The organism is Haloarchaeobius amylolyticus, from assembly GCF_026616195.1.
GTDB classification, from domain to species: Archaea; Halobacteriota; Halobacteria; order Halobacteriales; family Natrialbaceae; genus Haloarchaeobius; species Haloarchaeobius amylolyticus.
The window spans coordinates 41,751-68,048 of record NZ_JANHDH010000001.1 but is presented as its reverse complement, the minus strand read 5'-3'; the positions used below and the strand labels follow the sequence as shown (position 1 = coordinate 68,048).

Below are 26,298 nucleotides of genomic sequence, written 5' to 3'. Positions count from 1 at the left end.
CGCCACGGCAGAAAAGGGTCGTGCTACCCCGACGCCAGTGCCGGTACCTGGGTCAGGACTCGAGCAGTTTCTTCGTCGCCCTGTGGCGCGCCCGGAACATGGGCTCGAAGCCGACCCAGGCCAGCGGCCCCGCGATGTCGCCGAGGCCGCCCAGTGGCAGGCGGTACTCCACCCGGTCCTCGACCTTGGTGCCGCCGTCGGTCGCGTAGAAGCTATGGGTGTGGACCCACTTCCGGAAGGGGCCGCCGCGCATCTCGTCGCGGAAGAACGCCGCGCCGTCGTCCTCCTCGCGCTCGGTGATGACGGAGGTCCAGCGCTGGCGCGGGCCGACGTTCAGGGGGCGCATCGACATGTCGATCTCGGCGCCGGGTTCGAGGATGCCGGGGTCCGGGTCGCCGTCGGGGCCGGTGACCGATTCGACGCGGAGGTGCATCCAGTCGGGCGTGAGGGCTTCGAGGCCGGAGACCTTCGAGTGGAACTCCCAGACGTCCTCGAAGGGCGCGCGGACGACGGTCTCGCGGCGGTAGGTAGGCATGGACGAGGGTAGGGCCAGCGCCGGGAAAAGAACGCGGGATGCGGAACCGGGCGTCGCGGTGGCCCGCGCAGTCGACGGCTACTTCAGTCGCTCCTGCAGGAACGACGGGTGGGCGGCGGTCACGCCCTCGATGGCGAGGATCTCGTCGTGGATGACGTCCCCGAGCGCGTCACCGTCGGCCGCCCGCACCTCGGCCATCAGCATGTGGTCCCCGCTGGAGGTGTACAGCGACTCGACCGAGTCCAGCTCCTTCAGGGTCCGGGTGGTCTCGACGTAGCTCCCACTGTCCACGTCGATGCCGACCATGGCGATGGACTGGCTGGAGAGCTTCTTCGGGTCCACGTCGGCGGAGTAGCCGACGATGACACCCTCGTCCTCCAGTTTGCGGATGTACTTCCTGACCGTCGGTTTCGAGACGTCCGCCCGGTCCGCGATCTCGGCGTAGGAGGCCTGGGCATCCTCTTCGAGAACCGACAGGATGCGGTCGGCCGTCGACTGCGTACTCATAGTAGACAGATTTTCCCACGCGGAAAAATATCTTTTGAATCCGTGAACCGGACCTCGCGGGGCGAGGCAGCCGGTCGGGGCCGCGATTACTTGTGGCGGTCGAGCAGGTCGTAGCTACGCTCCCAGTCGTAGTCGTCGTCGAAGTAGCGCTCGGCGAGCGGCTCCTCGGGCATCTCACCGACGTCCTTCTTCTGTGCCTGGTAGGACTCGGCGTCCTCGTCGACGTAGTAGCGACCGGTGAGGACCGTCCCCTCGTAGAGCTGGGTCTCGGTCTCGTACATCATGCGCGAGGCCTCCTCGCGGTCGTGGATGTCGTGCTCGTAGTCGTCCGAATCCTGGATGTCGATGTAGGGGACGTACTGGCGGGCGTCCTTGTTCCAGGTCGGGCACTGGGTGAGGAAGTCGACGTGCGCGAAGCCGTCGTGCTCGATGGCCTCCTTGATGATCTCCTTGGCCTGGTTCGGGTTGACCGCGGCGGTGCGGGCGATGTACGTCGCACCCGAGGTCAGGGCCAGCGAGAGCGGCCGGATGGGGGTCTTCGTGTTCCCGTGGGGCGTCGTCTTCGACTTGTGGCCCTTGGGCGAGGTGGGCGAGGTCTGGCCCTTCGTCAGGCCGAAGACCTCGTTGTTGAACACGATGTAGGTCATGTCGTGGTTCTCCCGGGCGGTGTGCATGAAGTGGTTCCCGCCGATACCGTAGCCGTCACCGTCACCGCCGGCGGCGATGACCTCCAGGCCGTCGTTGGCGAGCTTCGCGGCACGCGCGACGGGCAGGGAGCGGCCGTGGATGGTGTGGAAGCCGTAGCTGTCGAGGTAGCTGTTCAGTTTGCCGGAACACCCGATACCCGTGACGGTCAGGACCTCCTCGGGGTTCAGGCCGACCTCCGGGAGCGCCTGCTTCAGCGCCTTGAGGACACCGAAGTCACCGCACCCCGGACACCAGGTCGGCTGGGGTTCGTTCGTCGGTGTGAACTCGTCGCGGTCGATCTCGCGGTCTTCTCCGATTGCGTTGAATGCACTCATGATCTAATCACCTGCTGCGGGCTCGATACGGACCTGAGAGGCCGGTTCCTCGGAGCCGCCGTCGAGGTTGATCTCGTAGCCCTCGACGATCTCGGCGGGCTCGAACGGGTTGCCGTTGTACTTCAGCAGCGAGGAGAGCTTCTCGCCGTAGGCGCCGAGCTCCTTCTGGAGCAGGCCACGGAACTGGGCCGTGGCGTTCATCTCGACGACCATGGCCTCCTCGACGCTCTCGAGGAACTCGGTGACCTCGGTCTCCGGGAACGGCATCATGTCGGAGACGCTGATGGCCCTGACGGAGTGGCCGTCGTCGTTGAGGCGGTCGACGGCCTCCTTCACGCTACCCTGGGAGGAGCCCCAGGTGATGATACCGTAGTCGGCCTCGTCGGGGCCGAAGTAGGTCTGCTGGGTCTCGTGTTCCTCGTTCAGCTCCTCGCGGATGGACTCGAGCTTGCGCTTGCGGCGGTCCATCTGGAGGACGCGGTTGTCCGGGTCCTCGGCGATGTGGCCCGACGGCCAGTGCTCGTTACCCGACGCGAGGTAGCGACCGCCCTTCTGTCCCGGCAGGGAGCGCGGGCTGACGCCGTTCTCGGTCTCGTCGGGGTCCGACTGGAAGCGCTTGAACTTGCCGGCGACGTCGTGGGCCGCCTCGGACAGTTCCTCCTCGGTGAGCGTCGAGCCCAGGCTCGCGTCGGGCTCGCGGTCGAAGAAGCTCTCGTCGAGGTTCTGGTTCTCGCCGGAGAGCTTCTGGTCGTAGATGAGGATGGTCGGAATCTGGTACTCGTAGGCGATGTGGAACGCCATGCGGGTCTGCTCGTACGCCTCCTCGATGTTGCCCGGCGCGAAGACGACGCGCTGGGAGTCGCCCTGGCTGGTGTACAGGACGTGTTCGAGGTCACCCTGCTCGGGCTTGGTCGGCATCCCGGTCGAGGGACCGGCACGCATGGACTCGATGAGGACGAGCGGCGTCTCGGTCATCTCGGCGAGACCGAGCGGCTCGGACATGAGCGCGAAGCCACCGCCGGACGACCCGGACATGGCCTTCGCGCCGGCGTGGCTGGCGCCGACGGCCAGGGCGGCCGCGGCGATCTCGTCCTCGACCTGCTCGGAGATGCCGCCCATCTGGGGCAGGTTCTGGGACATGATGGTGAACACGTCGGTCCACGGGGTCATCGGGTAGCCGGCGATGAAGCGGCAGCCGGCGTCGATGGCACCGTAGGCGATGGCGTTCGACCCGGAGACGAGGACCTGCTCCTCGTCGTGCTCCCCGGTGGGGACGCGCAGGTCGTGCTCGAAGTCGAACTGCTCCTCGGCCATCTCGTAGGCCTCCTCGAGGATGGCGAGGTTGTTCTCGAGGATGTCGCCGGACATGGCGTCCGTCATGAGGTCCTCGATGTGCTGGAGGTCCATGCCCAGCAGTGCGGCGGTGACGCCGACACCCGCGGTGTTGCGCATGACCTCGCGACCGTGCTCCTTCGCGAGGCCGCGAAGGTCGAACGGGTAGAGGTGCCAGCCGTTCTCCTCGGCGCGTTCCTCGAGGTTCAGCTCCTCGATGTCCTCCTCGTCGAAGAGGCCGGTGTCGTAGACGATGATGCCACCCTCACGGAGCTCGTCGAGGTTCTCCGAGAGCGGCTTGATCTCTTCGTCACCGTAGACGGCTTCTTCCTTCGGGTTACGGGCGAACGAGTCGCCAAGGGCGAGCAAGCAGTTGTACCCGTCTCCCCGAGACTGTACGTCGTCCCCAGATGCGCGGATCTCCACGTAGGTGTGGCCGCCGCGAATGCGCGACGGATAGTGTCGGTGTGTGAAGATATGCAGCCCGGCACGCATCAGGGCTTTCGCGAAGTTCTGGCTCGTCGAGTCGATCCCGTCACCGGAACCACCTGCGATTCGCCAGATAAGTTCATCATCAGTCATGCTCGGTAATCACGGCCCCTCGTTGAGACCTTTGTATCCTAAAGTTCGAATGAGTGCGACTAAAGCCTTTGCTATACATTAGCACGGATTAATTGTGATAAACACCGGAACTCGTTGCAAATTTTGCGAGGCTTGCTAGCAGTACTCACCTGATGGTTAGCGTTCACTAATCCGCTCGAACCGCGTAGGTCACCCATGAGTTCGGAGACCAGACACCCACTGGAGAGCAGGGAGACGGGCCTGCCGGTCCGGGTGACGCGGACCCGCCCGCTCGAACGACGGTTCCGGTACGCGCTGCTCGGGCCACTGACGAACCTCCTGTTGCGAACGTCGCTGCGCCGTCGGTTCGACGACGCCCTCACGCTCGCCCGGGTCGTCGACCCGGAGACGGGCACGGCACGGACCGTCAGGGTCGGCGTCCACCACCTCCCGCACAACGAGAACCGGCTCTACATCATCGGCCGCGGGGACTGGTGGGAACCGCTCACGGCGGGCGGGACGCTCTCGCTGCTGCTGGACGACGAGTGGCAGGTGGTCGCCGCGACCGTCTCGAACCGTCGGCGCTCTGTCGCCCGGTTCGCCCGCGACTACGTCGCAGCCTACGGGCGCGACGCCGGGAAGCGGATCGGTGTGCTGGTCGAGGGCAGCGGAGAGCCCATCCGGGCGCACTTCCTGCGGGCACTCGAGGAGACGGCCCTCCTGACCATCGACATCGACGACGACGGCGACGGTGGGGCGAGTGAACGAGAGTACGGTGGCCCGTTCATGCCCGCCAGTTCGTCGCGCTGAGTAGTACCCTTCCTCCAGCACCTATCTGCGGGCTGAGGCCCGCGTTATCACCACGCGTCTCCTACCTTCTGCATGGCATCGTCGGCCGCCGAGGCGCCCATCCGGGTCGAGCGCGTCCAGCCCGCGCCACGCCCGCTGGTCAGGCTGGTCAACCCGGTGGTCCGGCTGGTGCTCGCCTCGCCGCTCCACGTCTTCCTCAGCAGGTACTTCTGTCTCATCAGGTTCGCGGGGCGGCGGACCGGTCGCGAGTACTCCATCCCGGTCACCTACTGGGAGGGCGACGCCGACGAGGACTACGACGTGGCGGTCGTCACGCGCTCGAACTGGTGGAAGAACTTCCAGGGCGGCCACGAGGTTCGACTCCGGCTCCGTGGCGCGACGGTCCACGGCGTCGCGACCGCGGTTCCCGACGACCGCGAGGTCGCCCGGTTCGCCCGGGCACGGCTGGCGGAGAGTCCGGCGAACGCCCGCCTGCTGGGGCTCAGAATCGAGGGGCACCGGCTCCCGACCGTCGACGAACTGCGGCCGGCGGTCGCCAACACGGTGTTGCTCCGCATCACGGTACTCGACAACGACTGAGGGTGCTCGACAGCGCCCGAGCCGACCGACTCACTCCGGCTTCGACGGGTGGTAGTCGGTGTCGTACTCGCCGACCTTGCCATCGACGCGGTCCGGGTTGATGCGCCCGCCCAGGAGCATGAAGTCGACGAGCGTCAGCGCAAGCATCGACTCGACGACCGGGACGCCACGCGGTGGGAGGACCGGGTCGTGCCGGCCGATGACCTGCGCCTCGACCTCCTCGCCGGTCTCCCAGTCGACCGTCTTCTGCTTCTTCGGGATGGACGTCGGCGCGTGCAGCGTCACCTCACCGTAGATTGGTTCGCCGGTGCTGATGCCGCCCTGGATGCCGCCGTGGTCGTTCTCGACCGGCTTCGGGTCGCCGTCGGGCCCGAACTCCCAGTCGTCGTTGCGCTCGCTCCCGGTGTAGCGGCGGGCCTCGCGGCCGAGGCCGAACTCGAAGGCGGTCGCTGCCGGCACCGCCATCATCGCCTGGCCGAGGCGGGCCGACAGCGAGTCGAACCGGGGCGCCCCGAGGCCACGGGGGACGCCACGGACCTCGAAGTAGATGCTGCCGCCGATGGAGTCGCCCTCCTTCTGGTACTCACTGATGCGGTCGCGCATCTCCGCGGCCGTCTCCGGGTGGGCACACCGCACCTCGTTCTCCTCGGTGTGTTCGAGCATCTCCTCCCACGTCACCTCGGGCGCCTCGATGTCGCCGATCTGGTTGACGTGGGCCTTGAACTCGATGCCCTCCTGTGCCAGTAGCTTCTTCGCGATGGCGCCGGCAGCGACCCAGTTCACCGTCTCCCGGGCGGAGGAGCGCCCGCCACCGCCCCAGTTGCGCGTCCCGAACTTCGCGGAGTAGGTGAAGTCGCCGTGGCTCGGCCGCGGGGCCGTGATGAACGGCTCGTACTTCTCGGAGCGCGCGTCCTTGTTCTCGATGACCATCCCGATGGGGGTGCCCGTCGTGTAGCCGTCCTGCACCCCGGACTTGATGGACACCGCGTCGGGCTCGCCCCGACTCGTGGTGATCATCGACTGGCCTGGCTTGCGGCGGTCGAGCTCTCGCTGGATGTCCTCCTCCTCGAGTTCGAGGCCGGCGGGACAGCCGGAGACCGTCACGCCCATCGCCTCGCCGTGGCTCTCGCCGAAGGTGGTCACCTGGAAGAGGCGACCGAACCGATTCCCGTTCATACCCCCGTTTCCGGTTCCCGGGGATTTAGGTGTTGTACAAGGTGCAAGAAGCGACTGTTCACGGCGCCGACTCCCGAGCATTCGAACGCGAAGACGGGGCCAGTCCCCGCATGCCCCCGTGAGCCGCCCCTGCACGGCCTGCGGTCGTGCGACACTCCGTGCAGGGGAACCGCCTCGTCACGAGCCCGCAAGAGACTCCACGTCGCCTGTTCGCCATCTCGCGCCGGCCGGCCAGCGGCCGCCAGCGCCGTCACTCCAGCACGGTCGAGAGCCTGCTGACCGCCACCTGCGTCAGCATCTCGTCGGGGTGCATCCCGCCGTGCATCCCGACGAACCCGAGTTCGTCCGGTTCGTGGTCGCCCCACCACGTCCCCAGGTCCCGATGCGTGAGGACGAGGTCGCCCAGCCGTCGCTGGAACGGCTCCGAGGGCGGCACGTCGCCGAACAGGTCGCCCTGGAGCACCTCCTCCCGGTCGAAGACCCGCGCGTCCAGTTCCGCCCGGAGCTGTGTCGCTACCGCGCCGGATGCGCCCTCGCTCAGGTACAGGTGGACGTTCCGCGGGCTCCCCGCGAAGCGGACCGGAGCGTCGTCTGCGTCTCGCGCCAGGGATTCGACCAGCCAGTCGAACCCATCGAGGTCGACGTTCCGGTCCGGGTCGGTGTCGACGTGGCCGTGGTCCGCGGTCAGCACCAGCAACGTCTCCGCGGCGGTCTGGTCGTCGACTCCCGAGAGCGCCCGCTGTACCGTCTCGAATACGTCGCCGACGGTCTCGCGGTAGGCCGTGGACCGCGTCCCGGTCTGGTGGGCCTCGTGATCCACGTGGGGCAGGTAGAGATAGTGGTACGCAGGGCCGTCGGCCGCGGCCATCGCTTCGTCGAGCACCCCGGGCACCTCGTCGAGCGACTCGTACTGGTGTCTGGTGACGCCCTCCGGGACCGAGGGGAACGGGACGACGTGATGCGTATCGACGCCGGCAGCCGCGAGGTCCGTGTAGAGCGAGTCCGCGTTCGCGACAGAATCCCGGGCGAACTCGGGGTCGGTTCCGTCCTTGTAGTGGAACGGCAGCGCCTCGTAGGAGCGGCCGACCTCGGGGTCGAACACGTTCCACCCCACGACGCCGTGCTCGGCCGCCAGCGCACCGGTGTGGAAGGTCGTGATGGCGGCTGCGGTCTCGCTCGGGTAGATGGACGTCAGTGGCGTCACCCGGGCGCGCTCGCTCAGCGTCCCGAGGAACCGGTGGTGCTCGCGTTCGCGCTGCCACTGCGCCCAGCCGAACCCGTCGACGAGCACGACGAGGACGTTCTCGACGTCGGTGGGGACGTCGTCGAACACGTCTCCGGGGAGGGTCCGCCCTGTGTCGACGCCGAAGAGGGACGTGAGGCTGTGCGGGAGGTTCCCGAAACAGTAGCCGTCGTAATCGGGGAAGAGATAGCCGTCCTGGAGGAGGTCGTCACGGAGTTCGGCCGCGACAGCACTGCGGAGCATGGTCGACCCGTACAGGACCCGCCGAAAAGATGCTACCGGTCCGACACGACGGGGGCGCGGTTCGCGCTCGCGACTACCGGCGAACGTCCGCGCCCAGCTCGTAGAGCAGGTCGAAGAAGTTCGGGAAGGAGACGTCCACGTGTTCGGCGCCCTGGATGGTCGTCTCGCCGTCGGCGACGAGGCCGACGAGCGACAGCGCCATCACGATGCGGTGGTCGCCGCGTCCATCGACGGTCGCGCCCGCCAGTTCCGACTGGTCGCCGTGGACGACCAGTTCGTCCTCGTGTTCGGTGACGCTGGCGCCGAGTTTCGTCAGCTCCTCGGCCATCGCGGCGACGCGGTCGGTCTCCTTGTACCGGACGTGCTCGGCGTTCACGATACGGGTCTCACCGTCCGCGATGGCGCCGAGGGCGGCGATGGTCGGGAGCAGGTCGGGAGTGTCGCCCACGTCAACCGTCACGCCGGAGAGGGCCGAGTTGGCGACCGTGATCGTCCCCGCGTCCCGGTCCCAGTCCACGTCGGCACCCATCCGCTCCACGATGTCGACGATGGCGGTGTCGCCCTGTGCGCTGGGCTGTGCGCCCTCGACGACGAGTTCGTCCTCGGCAGCGACCGCCCCGGCCCCGAGGAGGTACGAGATGGACGAGAAGTCGCCGGGCACGGCGTACTCGCCATCAGGGTCGTAGGCCTGCCCACCGGGGACGCTGAAGCCCTCGTCCGTCTGCGTTGCCTCGACGCCGAAGGACTCCAGCACGTCGAGGGTGATCTGGACGTAAGGTGCGGACTTCAGCTCGGTCTGGAGATCGACGTCGATGCCGTCCTCGGTGACCGCACCGGCCATCAGCAGGGCGGTGATGTACTGCGAGGAGACGTCGCCCGGTATCTCGACGGTGCCGCCTGCGATGGGCCCCTTGATGACGAGTGGTGCCTGGCCGTTCCCGCGCGTGCTCTCGGCACGCCCGCCGAGTTGTTCGAGGGCGCCCAGAAGCGGCCCCTGGGGTCGCGAGCGCAGCGACTCGTCGCCCGTCAGGACCGTGAGACCGTCGGCGAGGCCGGCGGCCGCGGTCACCAGCCGCATCGTCGTCCCGCTGTTCGCGCAGTCGAGCACGTCGGCCGGCACTGCGGGCTGGCCGTCGAACCCCGTCACGTCGAGGCCGTCGTCGCCCCGGTCGACTGTGCCACCGAAGCCCTCGACTGCGCGCATCGTGGCCCGCGTGTCGGCGCTCACCAGCGGGTCGCGAACAACGGCCTCGCGGGCGAACCCGGCCGCGAGGATGGCTCGGTGCGTGTAGCTCTTCGAGGGCGGGGCTCGGGCGGTGCCCTTCACCGTCGACCGCGTGAGAGAGACGTCCATGGACCAGACGACGACCGGTCGTGGCAAAGACCTCCCGGTTGCGGTGACATTCCCACGGATCGGGGGCAGCCGTCATCGAAAAGATCCTGCCGCGGTATCGTCCGGTTACTTCGCCGTGCTGGCGACCTCGACCACGTCTGCGCCACCGGCGTTCTTCTGCACGCTCTCGATGTTCTTCTTCGCGCTCGCCTTCGAGCTGTAGCTCTCACCGCCCGTCGCGATGATGTTCCCGTTGTCGTGGCGGAGCCGCCAGCGGTACTCCCCCTTCCTGTCCGTGAACAGTTCGAACGTGGCTTTTGCCATACGCGCGGTAGGCTCGCAGTAGGAATAAGGAAATCTGCCGCGTGGTGAGACTCGTGTTAACAGACCAGTCGGAGCACAAGATATTCTATCCCGCGAGACGGAGATAGGGGCATGCCGGGAGGAGACGGATCGTTGCTTGCACTGGACCTACATGTCCACAGCAACGCGTCCTACGACGGTCACGAGCCCGTCGAACTCGTTCTCGAACACGCCGCGGACATCGGCCTCGACGGCGTCGTCATCACGGACCACGACCGCATCGAGGCGTCTCGGCACGCGGCGGAGGTCGCCCACGAGTTCGGCCTCGTCGGTATCCCCGGCGTCGAGGTCTCGACCGCCGACGGCCACCTGCTCGCCATCGGGGTCGACGAACGCCCGCCCCGCGGCGAGCCACTTGCAGAGACGGTCGAGACCGTCCGTGAGCACGGCGGCGCTGCCGTCGTCCCTCACCCGTTCCAGCGCACGCGCCACGGCGTGCGCAAGTCCAGACTCACCGACTGCGACGCGGTCGAGGTGTACAACTCGATGGTGTTCACGGGCTACCAGAACCGGCGCGCGCGGCGGTTCGCCGACAAACACGGCTACGGACAGGTCGGCGGCAGCGACGCCCACTACCTGATGAATGTCGGCCGAGCCTACACCGTCTTCGAACTCGAGGAACCCGTCGAGAGCGCCGCCGAGGTCTCTCCCGACCAGCTCGTCGACGCGCTCCGCGCCGGCCAGACCCGCGTCCACGGCATCCGCACCCCGATCCTCCAGAGCACACGCCAGTACGCCATCGGTGCCTCGCGCAAGACCCTGTACGAGGTCACCTCGCGCCTGCCCTACGTGGCTGCCCGGCCGCGTGCCATCGCGGACTTCATGTCTGATTCCTAGCGGTCTGTCGGCGACTTCCTGATAATTGCTACCGTCGACCAGCAGCATTTAATGCAGACAAATCCGGTATTTTATAACGCATAGCGAATCTAATTCCAGACACCAATCGATGAAACAATTGGTTCTGGTGACGATCCTCGTTACGTCTCACCTGACGATGGCTGTGCCGCTCGCGAACGAACATCCTGCAACTGTCGCGATGGACACCGGCGACAACGAACCGCCACTCGCTGACGCTGGCCTCGACCAGTCGGCGACCCTCGGCCGCACGGTCGAACTGGACGGCCGCGGGTCGCTGGACCCCGATGGGACCATCGAGTCCTACCAGTGGACCATCCAGAGTCCCGGTGGCAGGACTGTCACACCCGCCTGTGGGAGTTGTGCGAAGACGACGTTCCGCGCCAACGAGACCGGGACGTTCACCGTCTCGCTGACGGTGACAGACGACGACGGCTCCTCCAGCCGTGACACGCTCTACGTGCGGGTCGCCGGCGGAAGCGGCCCAGCGATCTCAGTGACCGGCCCCGCGAGCGTGGAGCGGGGCAACGCGACGACGGTGGACGCGACGCTCCACCGCGGGTCTGCACCACTCGACCGTGTCGAATGGTACGTCGACGGGTCGCTCGCCGCGAACCACTCCGTCGCCACGGCGGGACGCGACAGCATCTCGCCCGCCTTCCCCAGCACCGGCCGCCACACCGTTCGTGCCGTTCTCTACGACCGACAGGGTCGGACCAGCACCGATACGGTCGGTATCAACGTGGTGGACCCCGCTGCGTCTTCCGGCAACAACAGTACCTCGACACCCCCGTCGACCGGTGGCAGCGGTGGAAGCGGTGACCCCACACTTGCCTCCCAGTACGACCCGACCGTCTCCGGGAGCAAGCTCGTCACCGGCGACCAACCACTCATCGCCGACTACTCCCTCGCGAGCGCACCCCCGGCAGCCGTCGTCGACGACATCACGTGGTTCGACGCTGCAGGCGCCCGCGGTGAGGACACGAGCACGAGGATCTCGTGGGAACCCGGCGACCACCAGCTGTTCGCCGTCGTCACCTACACCGACGGGTCGAACGACGTGGCGACGTTCGCCGATGGGACGACCGCCGTCGTCGCGGACCCCGCCCCAAGGGTCGGCCTCATCAACATCGACGGCGAGAACCAGGTCGCCGGCGACCTCGTCACCAGCGACGACTACGGGAACCTCATGTCAGTTACCGTCACCGTCGACGACCGAACCGTATTCCACGAGGAGGGAACTCGCGGCGGGCGGAACCCGACGCTCGGTGACTCGCGGAGTTCCTGGTTCAGTTTCGAAGACATCGAACCGAATCGGACGTACACGGTGACGTTGACCGCTGTCGACGGTCGTGGACAACGCTCGACGACCGACAGGGAGGTCACGGCCGTCGGAGAGATAGAGATCGTCAGTGCCGGGTTCGTGAACGGCCCCGTGGACTCGCACCACTCGCGTATCGACCCGGACCGGTACACTGCGCACCACATCGTGGAGGTCGATTTGAACGGGCATGATGCTGAGGACGTCTCAATGTCATATTCGTTCTCTTCACCTCTAATTAAACAACTAAGTAAAAATAGTAGAGTTGAACAGCATTGGACCGGAAACACCCGGGTTGTATTTGAGTCCAATTGGTCAGGATATGTCCCAGACAGTCATCACATCCGATATGATATTAATGGGGCCGGTGGGTCTGGTGCTCACCCGAAGTTGTCTAGCACGTTTGTCGTGGAACCGAGCAATCCAGAACTTCGGTTAACCACAGAAACTCATGGGACAGAACCCATCGGGCAACAGTGGGGCATCATCGTCGATGCTACAGAATCATTCGACCCAGACCATACGCAGCTCGAGTATGACTGGTTAGGCGGTGCGGAACACGTTCCCGGTAACCCTGGTATTGGTCGGTTCAGATCCAGGGAATCGGGTGGCCTGGTCGTCTCCGACCAGAACCGGGGACGTGTTGGAAAGAACTGGAGCTTCCTAGACCACTTCGTCCCTGGGATTGAGAGCATCGAAAAGACCAACAGCGGCCCGTTCAACGCGACGGATACGGTTCGCTTCCACGTGGCGTCCGAGCCATGGGCGTTCACCAAGACCCGGGAAGAGTACCGTGTCGACCTCGACTTCGTTACCGAATCGAGGCACGTCGATATCGTCTCGCAGGGACAGGTCACGGTGCCACAGTCAGAGGTTCCTCAACATGATACGACCGACCGCCTCCAGCGTCAGGTCGCGACTATCGAGGTACCTGCAGCAGCGCTTGCGGCGGGTCGTACTCCGCCCGAAATTGTTCTCCAGAACACAGCGAACCCAGAGAGAAGCAGGTCGAGTACGAGGCTGCCGGCACTCGATATCGAACTCAACGTGACGAACGCGACACTGTACGAGAACCTCACGGTCGAGAGCATCGCCTACCGGGTCGAGCGAGACAACGTCACGCTGAACGAGTCCGTCGACGACGGGCTCGAACTGCGAAGATACCTCTCGCAGGGATACGAAATCGCCGACACCCGGGAAGTGACGACGGGGATCAAACTCGAACGTTACGAGGAGGTCAGGGTCAGGAAGACCAGCCGGAAGTCGTTCGGATCTGCGAGTAACCGCCGGCGGTTCCTCCGAATTCACCCGGACTGGGTCGACACAGGCCGAGAGGTGGAGACCAGACAGGAATCTGTGACGAGGACGGAGTGGCGCAGGTCCAAATCAGGTGACGGTACCTTCACCGGCGAGACCAAGGAGGAGACGGTCCCTGCGCAGAAGCGGACGGTGAAGCAGTTCGAGTACGAGGTGCAGAAGACCAGGACCGTCGATGTAGAGGTGGAAAAGACGGTGGAAGTCACCAAGCAGGTCGAAATCGAAGTCGAGGAAGAACGCTGTAACCCTATAGTCGGGTGTTACATCCACACCGTCACCAAGACCGTCGAGAGAACGGTCACAGAGACCAGAACGGTGACCGTCGAGCGTGAGAGGAATTACTGGGACACGGAGAGATACTGGGGGAGAACCGCACACAGCCCCCAGCACACCTTCACTGGAAAGACGAAGAAGATCACCGTTAGACCTTCGTATGACCGGACGCTGTATGAGTTCGCAATCACCGAGATTGAGACGGTGCGCGAGACGACATATTTTGCATCCAACCATCATGTTGTGACTGAGAAAGCATGGGTCCCCTACACGACTGTCTCGGATCCCAGAGAGGCTGCTAAAGCGGTCCGCCAACGCAACATCCGGGCCAACGGCTCCACCACCGAAACCCGCTGGACTGTCTCTAAGCAAGGGACCGCTGTCAGGACAGTCGCAGAGTTCGAAGACGAAGAGGACGTCGTCGAAACCATCGCGATAGTTTCTGGCACCGAGAAAAAGAAAGAATTTATCCATTCACTTGGCGAAGAGAGGATTATTCAGACTAAAGAGTTCAGGAAGGAGTTCCGACAAGATGGAGCATTCTCTGTGGGTGGTATTGTCAGGAGGTTCACTGATGGAGGTAATAGCTGCAACAGTACTGGAGAGTGTACCGAATGAGGGCCATTCTAACAATCGTATTTGTTATGCTGCTGATTACTCCCATTCCAGCAGTAGCCGAGGAATCTGGTGATATCTTTAGTAATAACACCGAAAGTGAAATTCCAGAAAAGACTGTAAAATTATATTCTGACCAAGGAATAAAGTTCACTGTAGAATTTTATCCTAGTAATTTAACAATCACGACCAAAGCCGTAAACCCGGGTCAACAACGCGTTGAAACTGCCCTGTATATACGTGTAGACCGGACCACTGTTGTGAACTCATTGTTTAATATATCGTCTGGAGAGACGATAAAGAACTCCCATCAATTGAGTGGTATAATTGCGGGTGATGTAGATTCCCACAATGTCATCATATCCACCTTCAATGACTCTGAAGAGTTCAATTACACGCTCAACATCTCCTCCAAGAACCCCAACGGCGTCGAACTCCCCGAGATCGAGAACGTCGAGGTCGACACCGCAACTATCGACGGTGAGGAGACGACAGTCGCACGCGTCACCATCACGAACGAGGGGCAGGTCCAGTACCTGACCAACGTCCGTGTCACGTCGCTCCAAACGCACTCGGACCCCTACGAGGCCAGGGTCCCGATGAACGGGAGTCGACGGACACTCGTCATTCCGCTCGAGGAGGACCCGGAGATGAGAGTGGCGGGTGAGGTCCGACTGTACACGGGGTGGATACACAACCAGTCGGACATCCAGGACCAGGTCGAATTCGCCGGGACACCTGCGGGTGAGACCGAGGTCTGGGACCGCGAGTTCGAGCCGATCATGACCCACTACGCGACCGTGCCGGACGACGAGGTCTACCAGTACGAGAACGAGACGGTGAAACAGCAGAACGACGCAATCTGGCGGGAGCGACTCGAACCGGTCGCTGTCGCGGCCGGTGCGCTGCTCGTCGGGTTCGTGGTACTGGTGTCGGTGCTCTCTCGGTTCCGGTCGTAATCTAGAGCTTCTCCCGGACCGCTCGCGTTATCTCGTCGACGTCGAACTCGTCTTCGGACTTGTCGAAGACGGTCTCGCCGTCGACGCGGACCTCGAAGATGCCGTGGTCGCCAGTCCGGAGGGTGACGGCATCAAGCTGTTCGCCGAAGGTCTGGAGGAGGACGTGCTGCAGGTCCTCCGCGCGGTTCAGGAAACCGCAGGGAACGCAGTACTCGATCTCGACGTGGGGCATAGCCGATACTCGTGGCTCCGCGGATGAAAGCCGTTCGGGTCCTGGCACCCCGTCACTCCGAGAGGTAGGTCTGTGCGAGCGCGTCGAGCGATTCGTGGTGCTCGGTGGTGTGCGGGGCGGTGAGTGGGGAGACGCTGATGCGGCCGTCGACGACCGCGCGGCGGTCGGTGCCCTCGGGGTCCGGGATGTCGCCGGAGGCCATGCGCTCCCAGACGCGGTCGTGGAGGGAGACGGTGCCGTCGGTGATGGTCGCGTCCATCTCGTACATGTGCGAGGGGTTGGTCACCTCCAGTGGGGCGGGTTCCTCGCCGGGGAGGGGCGCGTTGACGTTGAGGTAGTCGACCTGTTCGAAGACGCCGGCGCCGAGGGCGTGTCGGGTGAGGTAGGTCGCGGCGCGGGTCGCCTCGCGGTAGTCCTCCTTCGGGACCTCGACCTCGGACCAGGCGCGGTCCTCGTCGGGGTCGATGGGGACGTACAGCGAGACGGCGATAGCGGGGACGTCGAAGAAGGCGGCCTCGACGGCGGCGCTGACGGTGCCGGAGCGACCGAGGACGTAGTGCCCGAGGTTCGCGCCCTTGTTCGCACCGGAGACCACGATGTCGGGGTCGGGACCGAGGGACTGGAGCCCGGCGACGACGCAGTCCGCGGGGGTGCCGTGGACCGCGTAGCCGAGCTCGTGTTCTTCGACGTCGACCTTGTTGGACATGGAGCGTCCGACGGCGCTCTGGTCGTCGGCGGGGGCGACCGCGGTGACGTTGCCGACCTCGCCGAGGGCGTCGTAGAGGGCGTGGAACCCCGGGCTGTCGATACCGTCGTCGTTGGTGAGGAGGATCTCGGGCGAACCGCTCATGGCGGAAGCGACGGAGGGGGTCGGCAAAAGGGCACCGTTCGGGGAACTGGCCGGTGGGCTGTCGAAGCCGCCGGCTCAGTCCGCGCCCGCCGGCTGCACACCGCCGGTGTCGGGCATCCGCTCTTCGGGGGTGAGGTAGCACTGCGGGTCGGGCGCGAAGGGGTCGTCGTGGACGGCGAGCGACCGGAGGGGCGACCCACCCTTGCAGATATCGGCGTACTGGCAGTCGGTACACCGGCCCTGCAGCCGGTCCTCGCGGTTCCGAAGTGCGTTCACGAGGGGGTTGGAGTCGTCCTCCCAGATGTCGCCGAAGGAACGGTCGCGGACGTTGCCGAGGCTGTAGGACTGCCAGAACTGGTTGAGGTGGACGTTGCCCTGGTAGTCGATGTCGGCGACGCGCTCGCCGGCGGGGTCGCCGCCGTTGGTCTCAAGGTAGCGCCGGACGGTCCGGGCGCGCTCCTCGCTCATCTCGCGGCGGGCGTACTCGGTGATGAAGCCGGCGTCGGCGTAGTTACCGACCAGGAGCGTCTCGATCTCGTGGCCGTCGTCGTGGTAGGCACGGGTGAGGTCACAGACCTCCCTGACGGCCTCCCGTCTGGCCTCGGTCGAGAGGTCGGTGTCCGAGATGTCCGCGCCCCTGCCACCGTAGGCGAGGTGGTAGAAGCAGAACCGGTCGAGGCCGGTGTCTGCGAGCAGGTCGACGATGTCGCGCAGGTCGTCGCGGTTGTGCTGGGTGATGGTGTACCGGAGCCCGGTCTTCAGGCCGGCGTCGAGGCAGTGTTCGATGCCCCGGACGGCGGCGTCGAAGGCGCCGTCCTGCCCGCGGAAGTGGTCGTTCGTCTCGGCCATCCCGTCGACCGAGATGCCGGCGTAGGCGAGGCCCGCGTCCGCGAGTTGCTGGGCCCGTTCGTCGGTGATGAGCGTCCCGTTTGTCGAGAGGACGGGTCGGAGGCCCACGTCGGCGGCGTAGTCGACGAGTTCGACGAGGTCGGGCCTGACCAGGGGTTCACCGCCCGAGAACAGCACGACGGGGACGCCGTAGTCCGCGAGGTCGTCGAGGAGTCGCTTGCCCTCGGTGGTGGAGAACTCGCCGTCGGCCCCGCTGTCGCAGGCGCTGGCGTAGCAGTGCTCGCAGTAGAGGTTGCAGCCACGCGTCGTGTTCCAGACGACGACCGGGCGGCGCTGTTTCTCCTCGGATATCTGTTCTTTGTCCGATTCGTCGGCGGCGTCGTACCGGAGGCCGTCGCCCTCGGCGTCGAGCCCACACAGTAGCTTCGAGACGGATATCATGGTTCGTGAGTTCGTGCGTGTCAGTCGCCCGCGGGGGTCGCGGCCTCGTCGAGCGTCGAGGGGGTGAAGCGGTGCACCGCGTCGGCCGGGCAGAGCCAGAGGTCCTCGGCGGTAAAGGAGAACAGCGCGGCGGCCTGCTCGTAGGCGAGGTCCCAGGTGTCCGCCGTGACGCTGCCGACGTGCTGCATGGGGTCGGTGCTCGTCTCGCGGACGAAGACCTCCCACTCCGAGCCGTCGGTCGCTCGCGGTGCATCGCTGACGCGCTTTCGGTCCTCCGCTGGCATACTCGCGGCTTTGGGAGGGACTCAAAAGGCACTCTCGCAGATTTTCATCGGCTGAGAACGAGGGTGAGGATGTTCGGGTCGAGAAGGTACACCAGCAGTCAGACCGGCTTCGGAATCCGGTCGACGACGGTCTCCTCGTCCACGACGAGGTTGTACGCCTCCTCGTCGTCGTTCCACAGCGCGAGGACGGACTCGAACGCGAGCAGGTCGCCGTAGGCCGCCGCGTGGAGGTCGCGGTTGAGGCTGGTCTCCTTCACCGAGACGGCGTAGTGGTCGGTGTCCTCGGAGCCGTCGCCGATCTTGAACAGGGGGTTCGCGTCCGGTTCGGCGAGGTTGTGCGAGAGCTTGACCGCGAGCAGGTCGATGCGGTTCGAGACGTGGGTGTCCATGTCGGCCATCCGGGCGTAGCTGTCCGCGCTGGGGGTCACGTCGAGGATGCACGCGCCGTCCCTGCGGAGGAGGCTGTAGGAGAACTGCACGTCGACGTTGCAGAACTCGCCCGGCTCGTGGCCCCCGTCGTCTTCCGGGGTCGCCTCGTCGAGTCGTCGCTGTGTCTCCGGGGTGGCGAGGTCCGGGCGCACGTCGAACGACCAGCCGCGGTCGCTCGGTTCCTCGGTGGGCCAGAGCCGGACCGTCGGCGAGTAGACCGTCGCCTCGTCGGTGACGGCGCGTTCGACCTCTCGAAGCCCTGTGCTGGTGTTCTTGTCGGCGGGCGCGAGCGCGAGTATCGACCCGTCGTCCGCGAGGTGGTCGAGGTACTTCCGGACCACGGCCTCGGGGTCTTCGAGTTCGTTCAGGACGTTCCCGAACAGGACGAGGTCGTACTCGCCTTCGGGCTCGAACGCCTCGGCGGTCGTCTGCGTGATGCGGGTGTGGAAACTCGGCGCGGTGCATTCGAGCAGGCGGTCGAGGACCCCGGTCGCGGCCGACGGCTCCACGGCGTGGTAGTCGACCAGCGTCTCCTCGGGCAGGAAGTCGTGCAGGCCGAGCGCCGGCCCGCCGACGCCCGCACCGACGTCGAGGACGCGCAGGGTCCGGGGGAGCAGTCGCTTCGCGACGAGGTCGTTCAGTACGTACTGGACGGCCGCGTAGAAGTCCGGCAGGTGGTAGATGGCGTACCCGAGGGAGGCGACCTCGTCGTACTCGACCTCCCGGCGGCGGTAGTAGTCGTCCTTGAGCCGCCGGATGGTGGTTCGGAGGGTGTCGCCGGAATCGCCCTCGGCCCAGTCGAGGCCGAAACGCTCGACGAGCAGGTCCTGGAGCTCCTGGTCGTACACCTCCGGGAGCGCCTCGACCGTCTCGACGGTCGTCGTCACCGGGTCCTCGGGGACCGGCGCGAACGTCCCGTCCGGGCGTTCGACCAGTCCGAGGTCGAGTGCCTCGTCGCGAAGCGTCTGGCGCACGATGGCGGGATGGGGTTGCCCCTCGACGTACTCGTACACCTCCTCGGGGTCGATGGGTCTGACGTTCTTCAGGTACTTCGCGTTCGCGACGATGTCGTCTCGCTGGGTCATTCTGGGGACTCGTCCGTCTCGTCTGTGGTGTCTCGGTCGGTCGCCTGTGCTATGTCGCTGTCGTGGTGTGCTCGCCCGGCTTCCCGGTAGAGTGCCGCGAAGGCGTCGCTATATTCGTCGGGCTGTTCGTCGTGGTCGCCCGCGGCAGCGGCGATTCTGCTCGCCGCGTCGGCCACCTCGGCCGCCCCGCCGAAGACGCGCTGGATGCTCGCGTAGACGTGCTCTTCGCCGCCGGTCACCTGCCCGACGAGGTCGTCGAGCACGGCCGAGACCGGGGTATGGAACCGGTCGTCGACCTCGTCGGCCGCCAGTCCGTAGGCGAGAATCGCGGCGTGGGCCTTCGCCTGGACCGAACGCATCGCCTCGTCGTGCTCGGCGACGGTGGTCTCGAACACGTCGTTGCCGGCGTCGGTCATCGCCTCGCGGACCGCGTCCGTGACCGGCCCTGGCGAGTCCGCGACGACCGGGACGTTCCCCGGCGCGTTCTCGGGCGCGAAGAGGGGGTGGAAACTCACCCGCTCCAGGTCGGGGGCGTGCTCGCGCATCGCCTCGACGGGCGTCGCCATCTCACCGGTGACGTCGTAGATAGCCTGCTCGGCCGTCCCGGCGTGGTCTGCGATGGCCTGGGCGACGACCGTCATCGGGACCGCGAGGCAGACCGCCTCGAACGTCTCGTCGGTGTCGAGCGCGACGGCCCGCCCACCGACGGTGGCGGCCGCTGCCTCGGCGGCTGCCGGGTCGGTGTCGGCGAAGGCGACGTCGCCGGGGACCGTCTGCGCTACCCAGCGACCCATCGCGCCCGCGCCGACGACCAGTGTCGTCATCGAAGTCGGGTAGCGCACGGGTTCTGAAAAGGAGTTCGGTCGGTCAGATCCAGCCGGCGTACACGAACAGCACCGTCGTCAGCACGATGAGTCCGAGGATGATGATGATGAGCCAGTTGAACGCCCCACCGGGGGTGAATGCGCGAAGTTCCATGATCTTACCTCACTCTACCGCGAGGGAGTTTTTAAGCCTTGATAACCGCCGTGCCGGCGGCGCTCGGTGGTGATACGAGGGCCGCGTCGGCGGCGGCGGCTCAGTCGACGACGAGTTCGATGGGGTAGTCGGTCAGGTTCTCGTAGCCGTCCTCGGTGACGACGACGATGTCCTCGATGCGGACGCCGCCGACGTCGGGGTCGTACAGACCCGGCTCGATGGTGATGACGTGACCGGGTTCGAGCTCCTCGCCGCGGATACTGATGGAGGGGCCCTCGTGGACGTCGAGGCCGACGCCGTGGCCGGTCGAGTGGATGAACCCCGTCTCGGTCTGCGGGTCGGTGAAGATGGTCGGGTAGCCCGCGTCCTGGTAGACGTCGATGACGGCCTGGTTGACCGCCTCGCCGGTCGCGCCCGGTTCGACCGCGTCGAGGGCGGCCTTGCGGGCCTCGTCGGTGACCTCGTACCACTCGCGCTGGGTCTCGGATGGCTCGCCCTTGAGGAAGGTCCGGGTCATGTCGGAGTGGTAGCGCGAGGCCTTGTGCCGCGGGAAGATGTCCACGATGACGAACTCGTCGGCTTCGAGGGGGCCGGAGCCGCGGTCGTGGGGGTCCGCGGCGTCCTGCCCGCAGGCGACGATGGTCTCGTCCAGCGAACAGTCGTGGCGAAGCAGGGTGATCTCGATCTCCTGCTTGACGAACTCGCTGGTGAGGGGTTCGTCGGCGTCGGGGCGGTAGAGGACGCCGTCCTCGACGCTCGCCTCGCGGACGAGCTCCTCGGCGCGGGCCATCGCGGCCTCGTTGGCGCGCTGGGCCTCGCGCACGTGGTCGACCTCCTCGTCGGTCTTGACGGCCCGGATGTCGTCGACGACGCCGTCCTCGTCGGGCCTCACCGTGAAGCCGTCATCGCGGAGCTTGTCGGCCGCGCCGACGCCGAAGTCCGTCTCGACCGCGAGCGAGGAGACGCCGAGGTCCTCGAGGAACTCGCCGATGACGACGAAGAAGGCGTCGTCGCCGTGTTCCTCGCGCTTGGCCTGGATGTCGTAGTCGCCGTGGCGTTTCACCACGTCGGCCCGACCCTCTTTCTTGGCGCGCCCGTACTCCAGCGAGGAGACGAGCACGCCGATGGCGTCGGGCGTGTAGACCGCGAAGAACGGATCCGGTGCGCCGAAACCGGTCGTGTAGTAGAGGTTGGAGTTCGACTCGTCGTCGAGGAACGCGTACCCATCGAGCCCCTCGTCTGCGAGGAACTCGTCGAGGGCGGCGAAGTCGGGTTCCATGTTGCTCCCCTGCACGGCCAGCCGCCAAAACGGTCCCGGTTCCGGGCGTCCGTTCGCGACAGGCCCCCAGCCCTGTCTCAGCCCAGCACCTTCACGTCCACGCGATGGTTCTCCGTCGGCAGGTCCAGTTCGACCGTCTCGACGAAGTGCTCGCGGACCTGCTCGCGCCACGTGGCCAGCTCCTCGGCGTGTCGCTCGTGGTGCGCCTCCACGTCGTAGTCCCCGTCGGGCTCGGTCTCGTGAGCGTGCGGGTACGCGGGAGCGTCCTCGGCGACCAGTTTCCCCGGCGGGATGCGAATCGGCCCCGGTCCGTCACCCCCGTCGTCGGCCGGTTCGGCGGTCTGGACGAGGTGGATGCGCGCCCGGACCCGGCCCGCGAAGGGGGCCGTGACCCGGAGGACCGCGTCGCGACCCTGCTCGGTCGCCTCCAGTGCGGTGACCACGTCGTCGGCGTGGACCGCGATGGACCGGATGTCGGTCGGGTCGTGGCTCTCGCCTGGCATACCCGTGTCTGCGTGGCTGACGCTATTGAGGCCAGCGGTCGGAAAAGGGGCGACCGGTCAGGGCTTGTGCGTGAACAGCAGTACGTCCCCCTCGTGGGTCGTCACGCACAGGTCCAGCATCTTGCTCAGCTCGAGACTGTTGTACTCGTCTTCGCAGACGACCAGGTCGTCGAACGGCTCCTCGCAGGCCGGACACGCCATCGCCACCGTGTTCTGGTAGGTCTTGACGCCGCCGACGGTCTCCCGGGGAGTCACCGACTGTACGAGCTCCTCGTAGGTCTCGTCGTCCATGGCACGAGGTGCGGGCCGTGGTGTGATAACTCTTGGCGGTGGTTCCCGGGTCGTGAAGCCGACCATCGCGTCCGTGCCGGGACTCGCTGGGTGGGGCACGACGGAATCGCCCCGTGATAATATATAAACCCCGCGTATAGGCTGCAATATCGATAGGTCCCTTCCATGCAAAGGTTACGGTGAGAACAGTCATGGCCGCCGACACCACCGCAGCCTGCGCCTGGAACCACGGCGAATGCGAGGGGACGCCCTTCTGTCCGCCGCGCTGCCCCCGGTTCGTCGACAAGCACGGGCACCCACTGCTCGTGGTTCCCCTGACCGACGAACACGTCGAGCCACTCGTCGAGATGTACACCGACTACGCCCCGGAACACCGCTCGATGGGCCTACCACCTATCCGCGAGAGCGAGATCCGCCGGTGGCTCGACCGCCTCCGCGAGAACGGGACCAACGTCGTCGCGGTCGACGGAGATCGGGTGCTCGGCCACGCCGGCTTCGCGGGCGGTGCGAACGGCCTGCCCGAGTTCCTCGTCTACGTCCACCAGGACGCCCACGGCCGTGGCATCGGGACGGAACTGACCAAGCACGCCATCGCCTACGCTGCCGACTCGGAGCACGACGGGTTGTGCCTGCACGTCGTGGACGACAACGAGGCCGCGATTGCGGTGTATCGCAGGCTGGGCTTCGAGGTCACGAAGCGTGAGGGGAACGAGTTGCGGATGGAACTGGACTTCGGGCAGGAGGTTGCGGAAGAGGTTCGGTTGGCGCCTGCGGAGCGGTCTCCCGCGCTAGCCTGACCCGTCGAGATCCCACAGAACCGACCGCAAAGCGCTTTACACTGGATTGATATATCTCGACACCACAATGAGGTGGACGTCACGGCGAGGAGTCCTCGAAACACTTGCAGGTAGTACCGTCCCAGCCCTGACCGGTTGTCTCCGGCTGGAGAACGGTGGGGGGTCGACCACCCGAACAGCCGTCACCGACACAGCCACGCGCACCGATCCGTCGTCGTTCCAGGAACGGTTCGAAGACGGTTCGTACGACGACTCGTGGCGGATTCTCTGGTTACAGAGCGGCGGCTTCGACGGCCCGCAACAGGGCGAGCGACCGCCGTTGAACGAGTGGACTGTGAAAGAAACCTCGACGTTGGAGGGCTCGTACGCGTTACATCTCCATAGCGAGGCAGACGGTAACGGACTCGTCACGGCCGACCCGGTCATCGAAATCGACGGCGACTTCGATTTCGAATACTCGTTCCGGACTCCGGACCCCGATAACCGTGGGGTCCACGTCGACCTTGTCGACGTATCCACGTACGGCAGTCGGACTGACCCCGTCACCGACACGATTCCGCACCTCAAAATCGGGTCGGCACGTCGGCAACCGGCGAACGGGAAAGCAGTCTTTCATGCGCTTGGGACATCGACCGAGGTCTCGTTTGAAACGTTCGACCCACGGACCCAACACCGGATACGGGTCGAACGCCGAGGTGACACCGTAATCGGCTACCACAACGACACGGAGATCGCCCGTGGGTCGGTCGACTTCTCGGAGACGGCCCTCGACGTCGAGGCACCCCATCAACTCGTGTTCAGGTCCAGCGCCAGCTATGGTGACGAGTCTTACCTCTGGCTCGACGACATCTCGTTCACCACCGTGTAAATCAGGTTCCAGTGTTCCGTTGCTGACCGACCCGAGTCACTCACGACCCTGACCCGCCGTTGATTCGGTGTGTCACTCGATACTACTGGGGTTAAGTCGGTACGTCTGTTCGCTGGTGAACACGTAGAGCGCATCGTCCGAACCAGTGACCGCCTGAACTTCACCGCCGACGAGGAACTGCCCGACCGGCCTCCCGGTCTCCGCGTCCACAGCGACCAGGCGGTCGTCGGTCTCGCGCTCGGAGGTCCAGACCAGCCCAGCCGCGATTGCCGGTGTCGTCTCGACCTCACTCTCCATCTCGTACCGCCACAACCGGTCTCCTGTCTCCCTCGCGATTCCGTAGAGCCCGTGGTCTCTCGCCCCGAAGTACACTCCGCTGTCGGTCAGTGCGATGCCAGTCGAGAGGCTCTCTGACGGCTCTGCTGTCCACAGATGGCTGAACGACGAGAGAGTTACGGCGTCTACCCAATCCAACCCGGGGATGTAGATGCTGTCGTCGCCGAGTAACGGACGGTGGGTTCCTGACGGTGCCTCACCGACGACCGACCCCTCGGTGGTCCGAACCCGGAAGCCGATATTCGGGGTTCCAACGTACACGGTCTCGTCGAACGGCTCCGATAGCGTTCTCGGCAGAATGGGATCATATCCGGTCGCCTCCCTGAGCGCTGCTTTCGATTGGTCCCACCGCCACGTCCCGTCTTCTCCGGCCAGACAGCCGACGCCGCTTGCGTCGTCGCTACTCTCTCCACTCCAGGCAACGACGACCGAGTCGTCGGTGAGGCTGACGGCCTCGACGGTGGAATCTAGCGACTGTGTCCATCGGGTCTCCCCGGTCGATACGTCGAGGGCGTGGAGCGTCTCGTCGTCGGTCGCTGCGGTGAGAAATGACCGGTCTGGCATGACCTGGACGGTCTCTGGGCGGTCGATGTGGTCTCCGAGTTCCCGAACCCATTCGCGCGTCCCACTGTCGGGGTCCAGCCGAGTGACCGTCCCCGTGTTACCGCCGACCGTGTAGAGGCCGTGCTCCGCGACGAGTGTATTCGTCCGCCTCGGCAGTCCCGTTATGTCCCTGAAGGGGTTATCTACGTTCCAGACCACGTCCATACCGAGTGCCGGGAGCGACTCTGGTGGCGACGACGGCACCGTGTCTGTACCGGCCGTGCCCGTCTCCGCCCCTGTCTGGGTGCCATTACGGGATGTACTCCTCGTCGAACTTGACTCGTCTAATCGCAGGCACCCAGCGGCCCCTCCGACCACGCCGACAGTAAGGTGTCGAAGAACGCTTCTACGATTGAATTTGCGCCCCACGCTTCTGGTTCGAGAGGTCAGAAATATATAACTTATCCTGGATGGGTCTGGCCAGCGATGGTCTGCCGACCTCGGCGCAGTCCCAGATGATGTCTACCAACTCGACGAAACCGAACTAACACAAAACAGGACTCGCCGGGAGTCCCTTGAGCGAGCGAAGCGAGTGAAAGGGACTACGGCGAGTCCACTGACTGACCGAGTGAAACGAGGGAAGGAAGTGGACTCGCCGGGATTTGAACCCGGGGCCTCTCCCATGCCAAGGGAGTGATCTACCTCTGATCTACGAGCCCTCGAACGCATTCATTAGTTGGTCGGGGGGTATTGATAAACCTCTCGAATCAAGTCGGCGACGGCACCGCCTCCCGTGTCGGCGCTTCACACGAAACGGTGGTGTCTCGCGCGAGCGAGTAGAAACCCTTTAGAGGCGCACCAAGCAACCAACACGCGGGAACAGCACGGCCGTAAATCTGACTCGCCGGCGGGCTTCCGCCGGCTTGGGATTACGGAGGTGCTCCCGACAGGGACAGCTGTCTCTGTCGGATTCACACGTCTTTCGCGGTCTGTTGTTCCTATCATCTACCAATGGCCAGAATGCACACCCGCCGTCGCGGCAAGTCCGGTTCGGACCGACCCGTGACGGATGAACCCCCGGAGTGGAGTGACGTCGACGCCGAGAAGATCGAAGAGCGCGTCGTCGAACTGGCAGAGCAGGGCTACGAGCCGTCCCAGATCGGCATGAAGCTGCGCGACGAGGGCGTGACCGGCACACCCGTCCCCAACGTCAAGCTGGCGACGGGCAAGAAGGTCACCGAGATCCTCGAAGAGCACGACGCCGAGCCCGACCTGCCCGAAGACCTGCGCAACCTGATGGAGCGTGCTGTTCGCCTCCGTGCACACATGGAGGAGAACCAGCAGGACTTCCAGAACAAGCGCGCACTCCAGAACACGGAGTCGAAGGTCCGCCGCCTCGTCTCGTACTACCGCGGTGACGAGCTGGACGCCGACTTCGAGTACTCCTACGAAGAAGCCGAAGAACTCCTCGAAGAAAGTAACTGAGCTG

26 protein-coding genes and 1 tRNA gene are annotated in these 26,298 nt (G+C 65.4%); 8 read left to right on the top strand and 19 right to left on the bottom strand.

The features are described from left to right. Window positions 1-52 precede the first annotated feature (52 nt). The 4 genes from NOV86_RS00370 to NOV86_RS00355 all read right to left on the bottom strand — a co-directional run bounded on the left by NOV86_RS00370 (window position 53) and on the right by NOV86_RS00355 (window position 3,978). On the bottom strand, window positions 53-535 hold the full coding sequence (locus NOV86_RS00370; RefSeq protein ID WP_267639231.1) for an SRPBCC family protein: 483 nt from the start codon (window positions 533-535) through the stop codon (window positions 53-55). A 78-nt stretch (window positions 536-613) separates the two neighbouring features. Then, a complete protein-coding gene (gene lrpA1, locus NOV86_RS00365; RefSeq protein WP_267639229.1) occupies window positions 614-1,042 on the bottom strand; it encodes an HTH-type transcriptional regulator LrpA1 in 429 nt (142 codons plus the stop codon). An 86-nt stretch (window positions 1,043-1,128) separates the two neighbouring features. After that, entirely contained in the window at window positions 1,129-2,064 is a 936-nt protein-coding gene (locus NOV86_RS00360; protein ID WP_267639228.1) for a thiamine pyrophosphate-dependent enzyme, read from the bottom strand. Between the two features lie 3 nt (window positions 2,065-2,067). Continuing rightward, window positions 2,068-3,978: a 2-oxoacid:acceptor oxidoreductase subunit alpha gene (locus tag NOV86_RS00355; protein ID WP_267639227.1), complete on the bottom strand. Its 1,911-nt coding sequence runs from the start codon at window positions 3,976-3,978 to the stop codon at window positions 2,068-2,070. Between the two features lie 195 nt (window positions 3,979-4,173). Between NOV86_RS00355 and NOV86_RS00350 the strand changes: the two genes are divergently transcribed. Together NOV86_RS00350 and NOV86_RS00345 are read left to right on the top strand one after the other, a co-directional pair. Beyond that, window positions 4,174-4,767 carry a hypothetical protein gene (locus tag NOV86_RS00350; protein WP_267639226.1) on the top strand — a complete coding sequence of 198 codons (594 nt, stop codon included), beginning with the start codon at window positions 4,174-4,176 and terminating at the stop codon, window positions 4,765-4,767. 72 nt (window positions 4,768-4,839) lie between these two features. Then, window positions 4,840-5,346: a nitroreductase/quinone reductase family protein gene (locus NOV86_RS00345; RefSeq protein ID WP_267639225.1), complete on the top strand. Its 507-nt coding sequence runs from the start codon at window positions 4,840-4,842 to the stop codon at window positions 5,344-5,346. A gap of 30 nt (window positions 5,347-5,376) precedes the next feature. Here NOV86_RS00345 and aroC read toward each other — a convergent pair whose 3' ends face one another. The 4 genes from aroC to NOV86_RS00325 all read right to left on the bottom strand — a co-directional run bounded on the left by aroC (window position 5,377) and on the right by NOV86_RS00325 (window position 9,665). Continuing rightward, window positions 5,377-6,522: a chorismate synthase gene (gene aroC / locus NOV86_RS00340; protein WP_267639224.1), complete on the bottom strand. Its 1,146-nt coding sequence runs from the start codon at window positions 6,520-6,522 to the stop codon at window positions 5,377-5,379. Window positions 6,523-6,772: 250 nt separating this feature from the next. After that, window positions 6,773-8,008: an alkaline phosphatase family protein gene (locus NOV86_RS00335; protein ID WP_267639223.1), complete on the bottom strand. Its 1,236-nt coding sequence runs from the start codon at window positions 8,006-8,008 to the stop codon at window positions 6,773-6,775. Between the two features lie 73 nt (window positions 8,009-8,081). Further along, a complete protein-coding gene (gene aroA / locus NOV86_RS00330) occupies window positions 8,082-9,362 on the bottom strand; it encodes a 3-phosphoshikimate 1-carboxyvinyltransferase (protein WP_267639222.1) in 1,281 nt (426 codons plus the stop codon). Window positions 9,363-9,467: 105 nt separating this feature from the next. Continuing rightward, window positions 9,468-9,665: an HVO_2922 family protein gene (locus NOV86_RS00325; RefSeq protein WP_267639221.1), complete on the bottom strand. Its 198-nt coding sequence runs from the start codon at window positions 9,663-9,665 to the stop codon at window positions 9,468-9,470. Between the two features lie 111 nt (window positions 9,666-9,776). On the opposite strand from NOV86_RS00325, the gene NOV86_RS00320 reads away from it, so the two are divergent. The 3 genes from NOV86_RS00320 to NOV86_RS00310 all read left to right on the top strand — a co-directional run bounded on the left by NOV86_RS00320 (window position 9,777) and on the right by NOV86_RS00310 (window position 15,044). Further along, window positions 9,777-10,541: a CehA/McbA family metallohydrolase gene (locus NOV86_RS00320; RefSeq protein ID WP_267639220.1), complete on the top strand. Its 765-nt coding sequence runs from the start codon at window positions 9,777-9,779 to the stop codon at window positions 10,539-10,541. Between the two features lie 109 nt (window positions 10,542-10,650). After that, window positions 10,651-14,088 (top strand): PKD domain-containing protein, encoded by a 3,438-nt coding sequence (locus NOV86_RS00315; protein WP_267639219.1) that lies wholly within the window; start codon window positions 10,651-10,653, stop codon window positions 14,086-14,088. Continuing rightward, complete coding sequence (locus NOV86_RS00310) at window positions 14,085-15,044, top strand: hypothetical protein (protein WP_267639218.1); 960 nt, start codon at window positions 14,085-14,087, stop codon at window positions 15,042-15,044. Before NOV86_RS00315 ends, NOV86_RS00310 begins: the two co-directional genes overlap by 4 nt. Window position 15,045: 1 nt before the next feature. Here NOV86_RS00310 and NOV86_RS00305 read toward each other — a convergent pair whose 3' ends face one another. The 9 genes from NOV86_RS00305 to NOV86_RS00265 all read right to left on the bottom strand — a co-directional run bounded on the left by NOV86_RS00305 (window position 15,046) and on the right by NOV86_RS00265 (window position 22,265). After that, window positions 15,046-15,276, bottom strand: a complete 231-nt coding sequence (locus tag NOV86_RS00305) for an Rdx family protein (RefSeq protein ID WP_267639217.1) — start codon at window positions 15,274-15,276, stop codon at window positions 15,046-15,048. Between the two features lie 52 nt (window positions 15,277-15,328). Continuing rightward, on the bottom strand, window positions 15,329-16,126 hold the full coding sequence (gene surE / locus NOV86_RS00300) for a 5'/3'-nucleotidase SurE (RefSeq protein WP_267639216.1): 798 nt from the start codon (window positions 16,124-16,126) through the stop codon (window positions 15,329-15,331). Between the two features lie 75 nt (window positions 16,127-16,201). Then, a complete protein-coding gene (locus tag NOV86_RS00295) occupies window positions 16,202-17,416 on the bottom strand; it encodes a TIGR04347 family pseudo-SAM/SPASM protein (RefSeq protein WP_267639215.1) in 1,215 nt (404 codons plus the stop codon). 20 nt (window positions 17,417-17,436) lie between these two features. Continuing rightward, window positions 17,437-17,700 (bottom strand): Htur_1727 family rSAM-partnered candidate RiPP, encoded by a 264-nt coding sequence (locus tag NOV86_RS00290; RefSeq protein WP_267639214.1) that lies wholly within the window; start codon window positions 17,698-17,700, stop codon window positions 17,437-17,439. A 98-nt stretch (window positions 17,701-17,798) separates the two neighbouring features. Then, complete coding sequence (locus NOV86_RS00285; RefSeq protein WP_267639213.1) at window positions 17,799-19,214, bottom strand: small ribosomal subunit Rsm22 family protein; 1,416 nt, start codon at window positions 19,212-19,214, stop codon at window positions 17,799-17,801. Beyond that, window positions 19,211-20,038: a prephenate dehydrogenase/arogenate dehydrogenase family protein gene (locus tag NOV86_RS00280; RefSeq protein ID WP_267639212.1), complete on the bottom strand. Its 828-nt coding sequence runs from the start codon at window positions 20,036-20,038 to the stop codon at window positions 19,211-19,213. The genes NOV86_RS00285 and NOV86_RS00280 overlap by 4 nt, the downstream gene beginning before the upstream one ends. Window positions 20,039-20,292: 254 nt before the next feature. Continuing rightward, window positions 20,293-21,471, bottom strand: a complete 1,179-nt coding sequence (locus NOV86_RS00275; protein WP_267639211.1) for a M24 family metallopeptidase — start codon at window positions 21,469-21,471, stop codon at window positions 20,293-20,295. A gap of 77 nt (window positions 21,472-21,548) precedes the next feature. Beyond that, window positions 21,549-21,974, bottom strand: coding sequence for a DUF8009 family protein (locus NOV86_RS00270; RefSeq protein ID WP_267639210.1), 426 nt, complete (start codon window positions 21,972-21,974; stop codon window positions 21,549-21,551). 57 nt (window positions 21,975-22,031) lie between these two features. Next, window positions 22,032-22,265, bottom strand: coding sequence for a DUF7385 family protein (locus NOV86_RS00265; RefSeq protein ID WP_267639209.1), 234 nt, complete (start codon window positions 22,263-22,265; stop codon window positions 22,032-22,034). Between the two features lie 179 nt (window positions 22,266-22,444). Between NOV86_RS00265 and NOV86_RS00260 the strand changes: the two genes are divergently transcribed. Next, window positions 22,445-23,062, top strand: a complete 618-nt coding sequence (locus NOV86_RS00260) for a GNAT family N-acetyltransferase (RefSeq protein ID WP_267639208.1) — start codon at window positions 22,445-22,447, stop codon at window positions 23,060-23,062. Window positions 23,063-23,129: 67 nt separating this feature from the next. After that, window positions 23,130-23,930 carry a hypothetical protein gene (locus NOV86_RS00255; RefSeq protein ID WP_267639207.1) on the top strand — a complete coding sequence of 267 codons (801 nt, stop codon included), beginning with the start codon at window positions 23,130-23,132 and terminating at the stop codon, window positions 23,928-23,930. 72 nt (window positions 23,931-24,002) lie between these two features. Here the strand turns inward: NOV86_RS00255 and NOV86_RS00250 are convergent, their stop codons facing one another. After that, entirely contained in the window at window positions 24,003-25,034 is a 1,032-nt protein-coding gene (locus NOV86_RS00250) for an outer membrane protein assembly factor BamB family protein (RefSeq protein ID WP_267639206.1), read from the bottom strand. A 422-nt stretch (window positions 25,035-25,456) separates the two neighbouring features. Beyond that, window positions 25,457-25,528, bottom strand: a tRNA-Ala gene (locus NOV86_RS00245). Between the two features lie 292 nt (window positions 25,529-25,820). On the opposite strand from NOV86_RS00245, the gene NOV86_RS00240 reads away from it, so the two are divergent. Next, complete coding sequence (locus NOV86_RS00240) at window positions 25,821-26,294, top strand: 30S ribosomal protein S15 (RefSeq protein WP_267639205.1); 474 nt, start codon at window positions 25,821-25,823, stop codon at window positions 26,292-26,294. The last annotated feature ends 4 nt before the right edge of the window (window positions 26,295-26,298 follow it).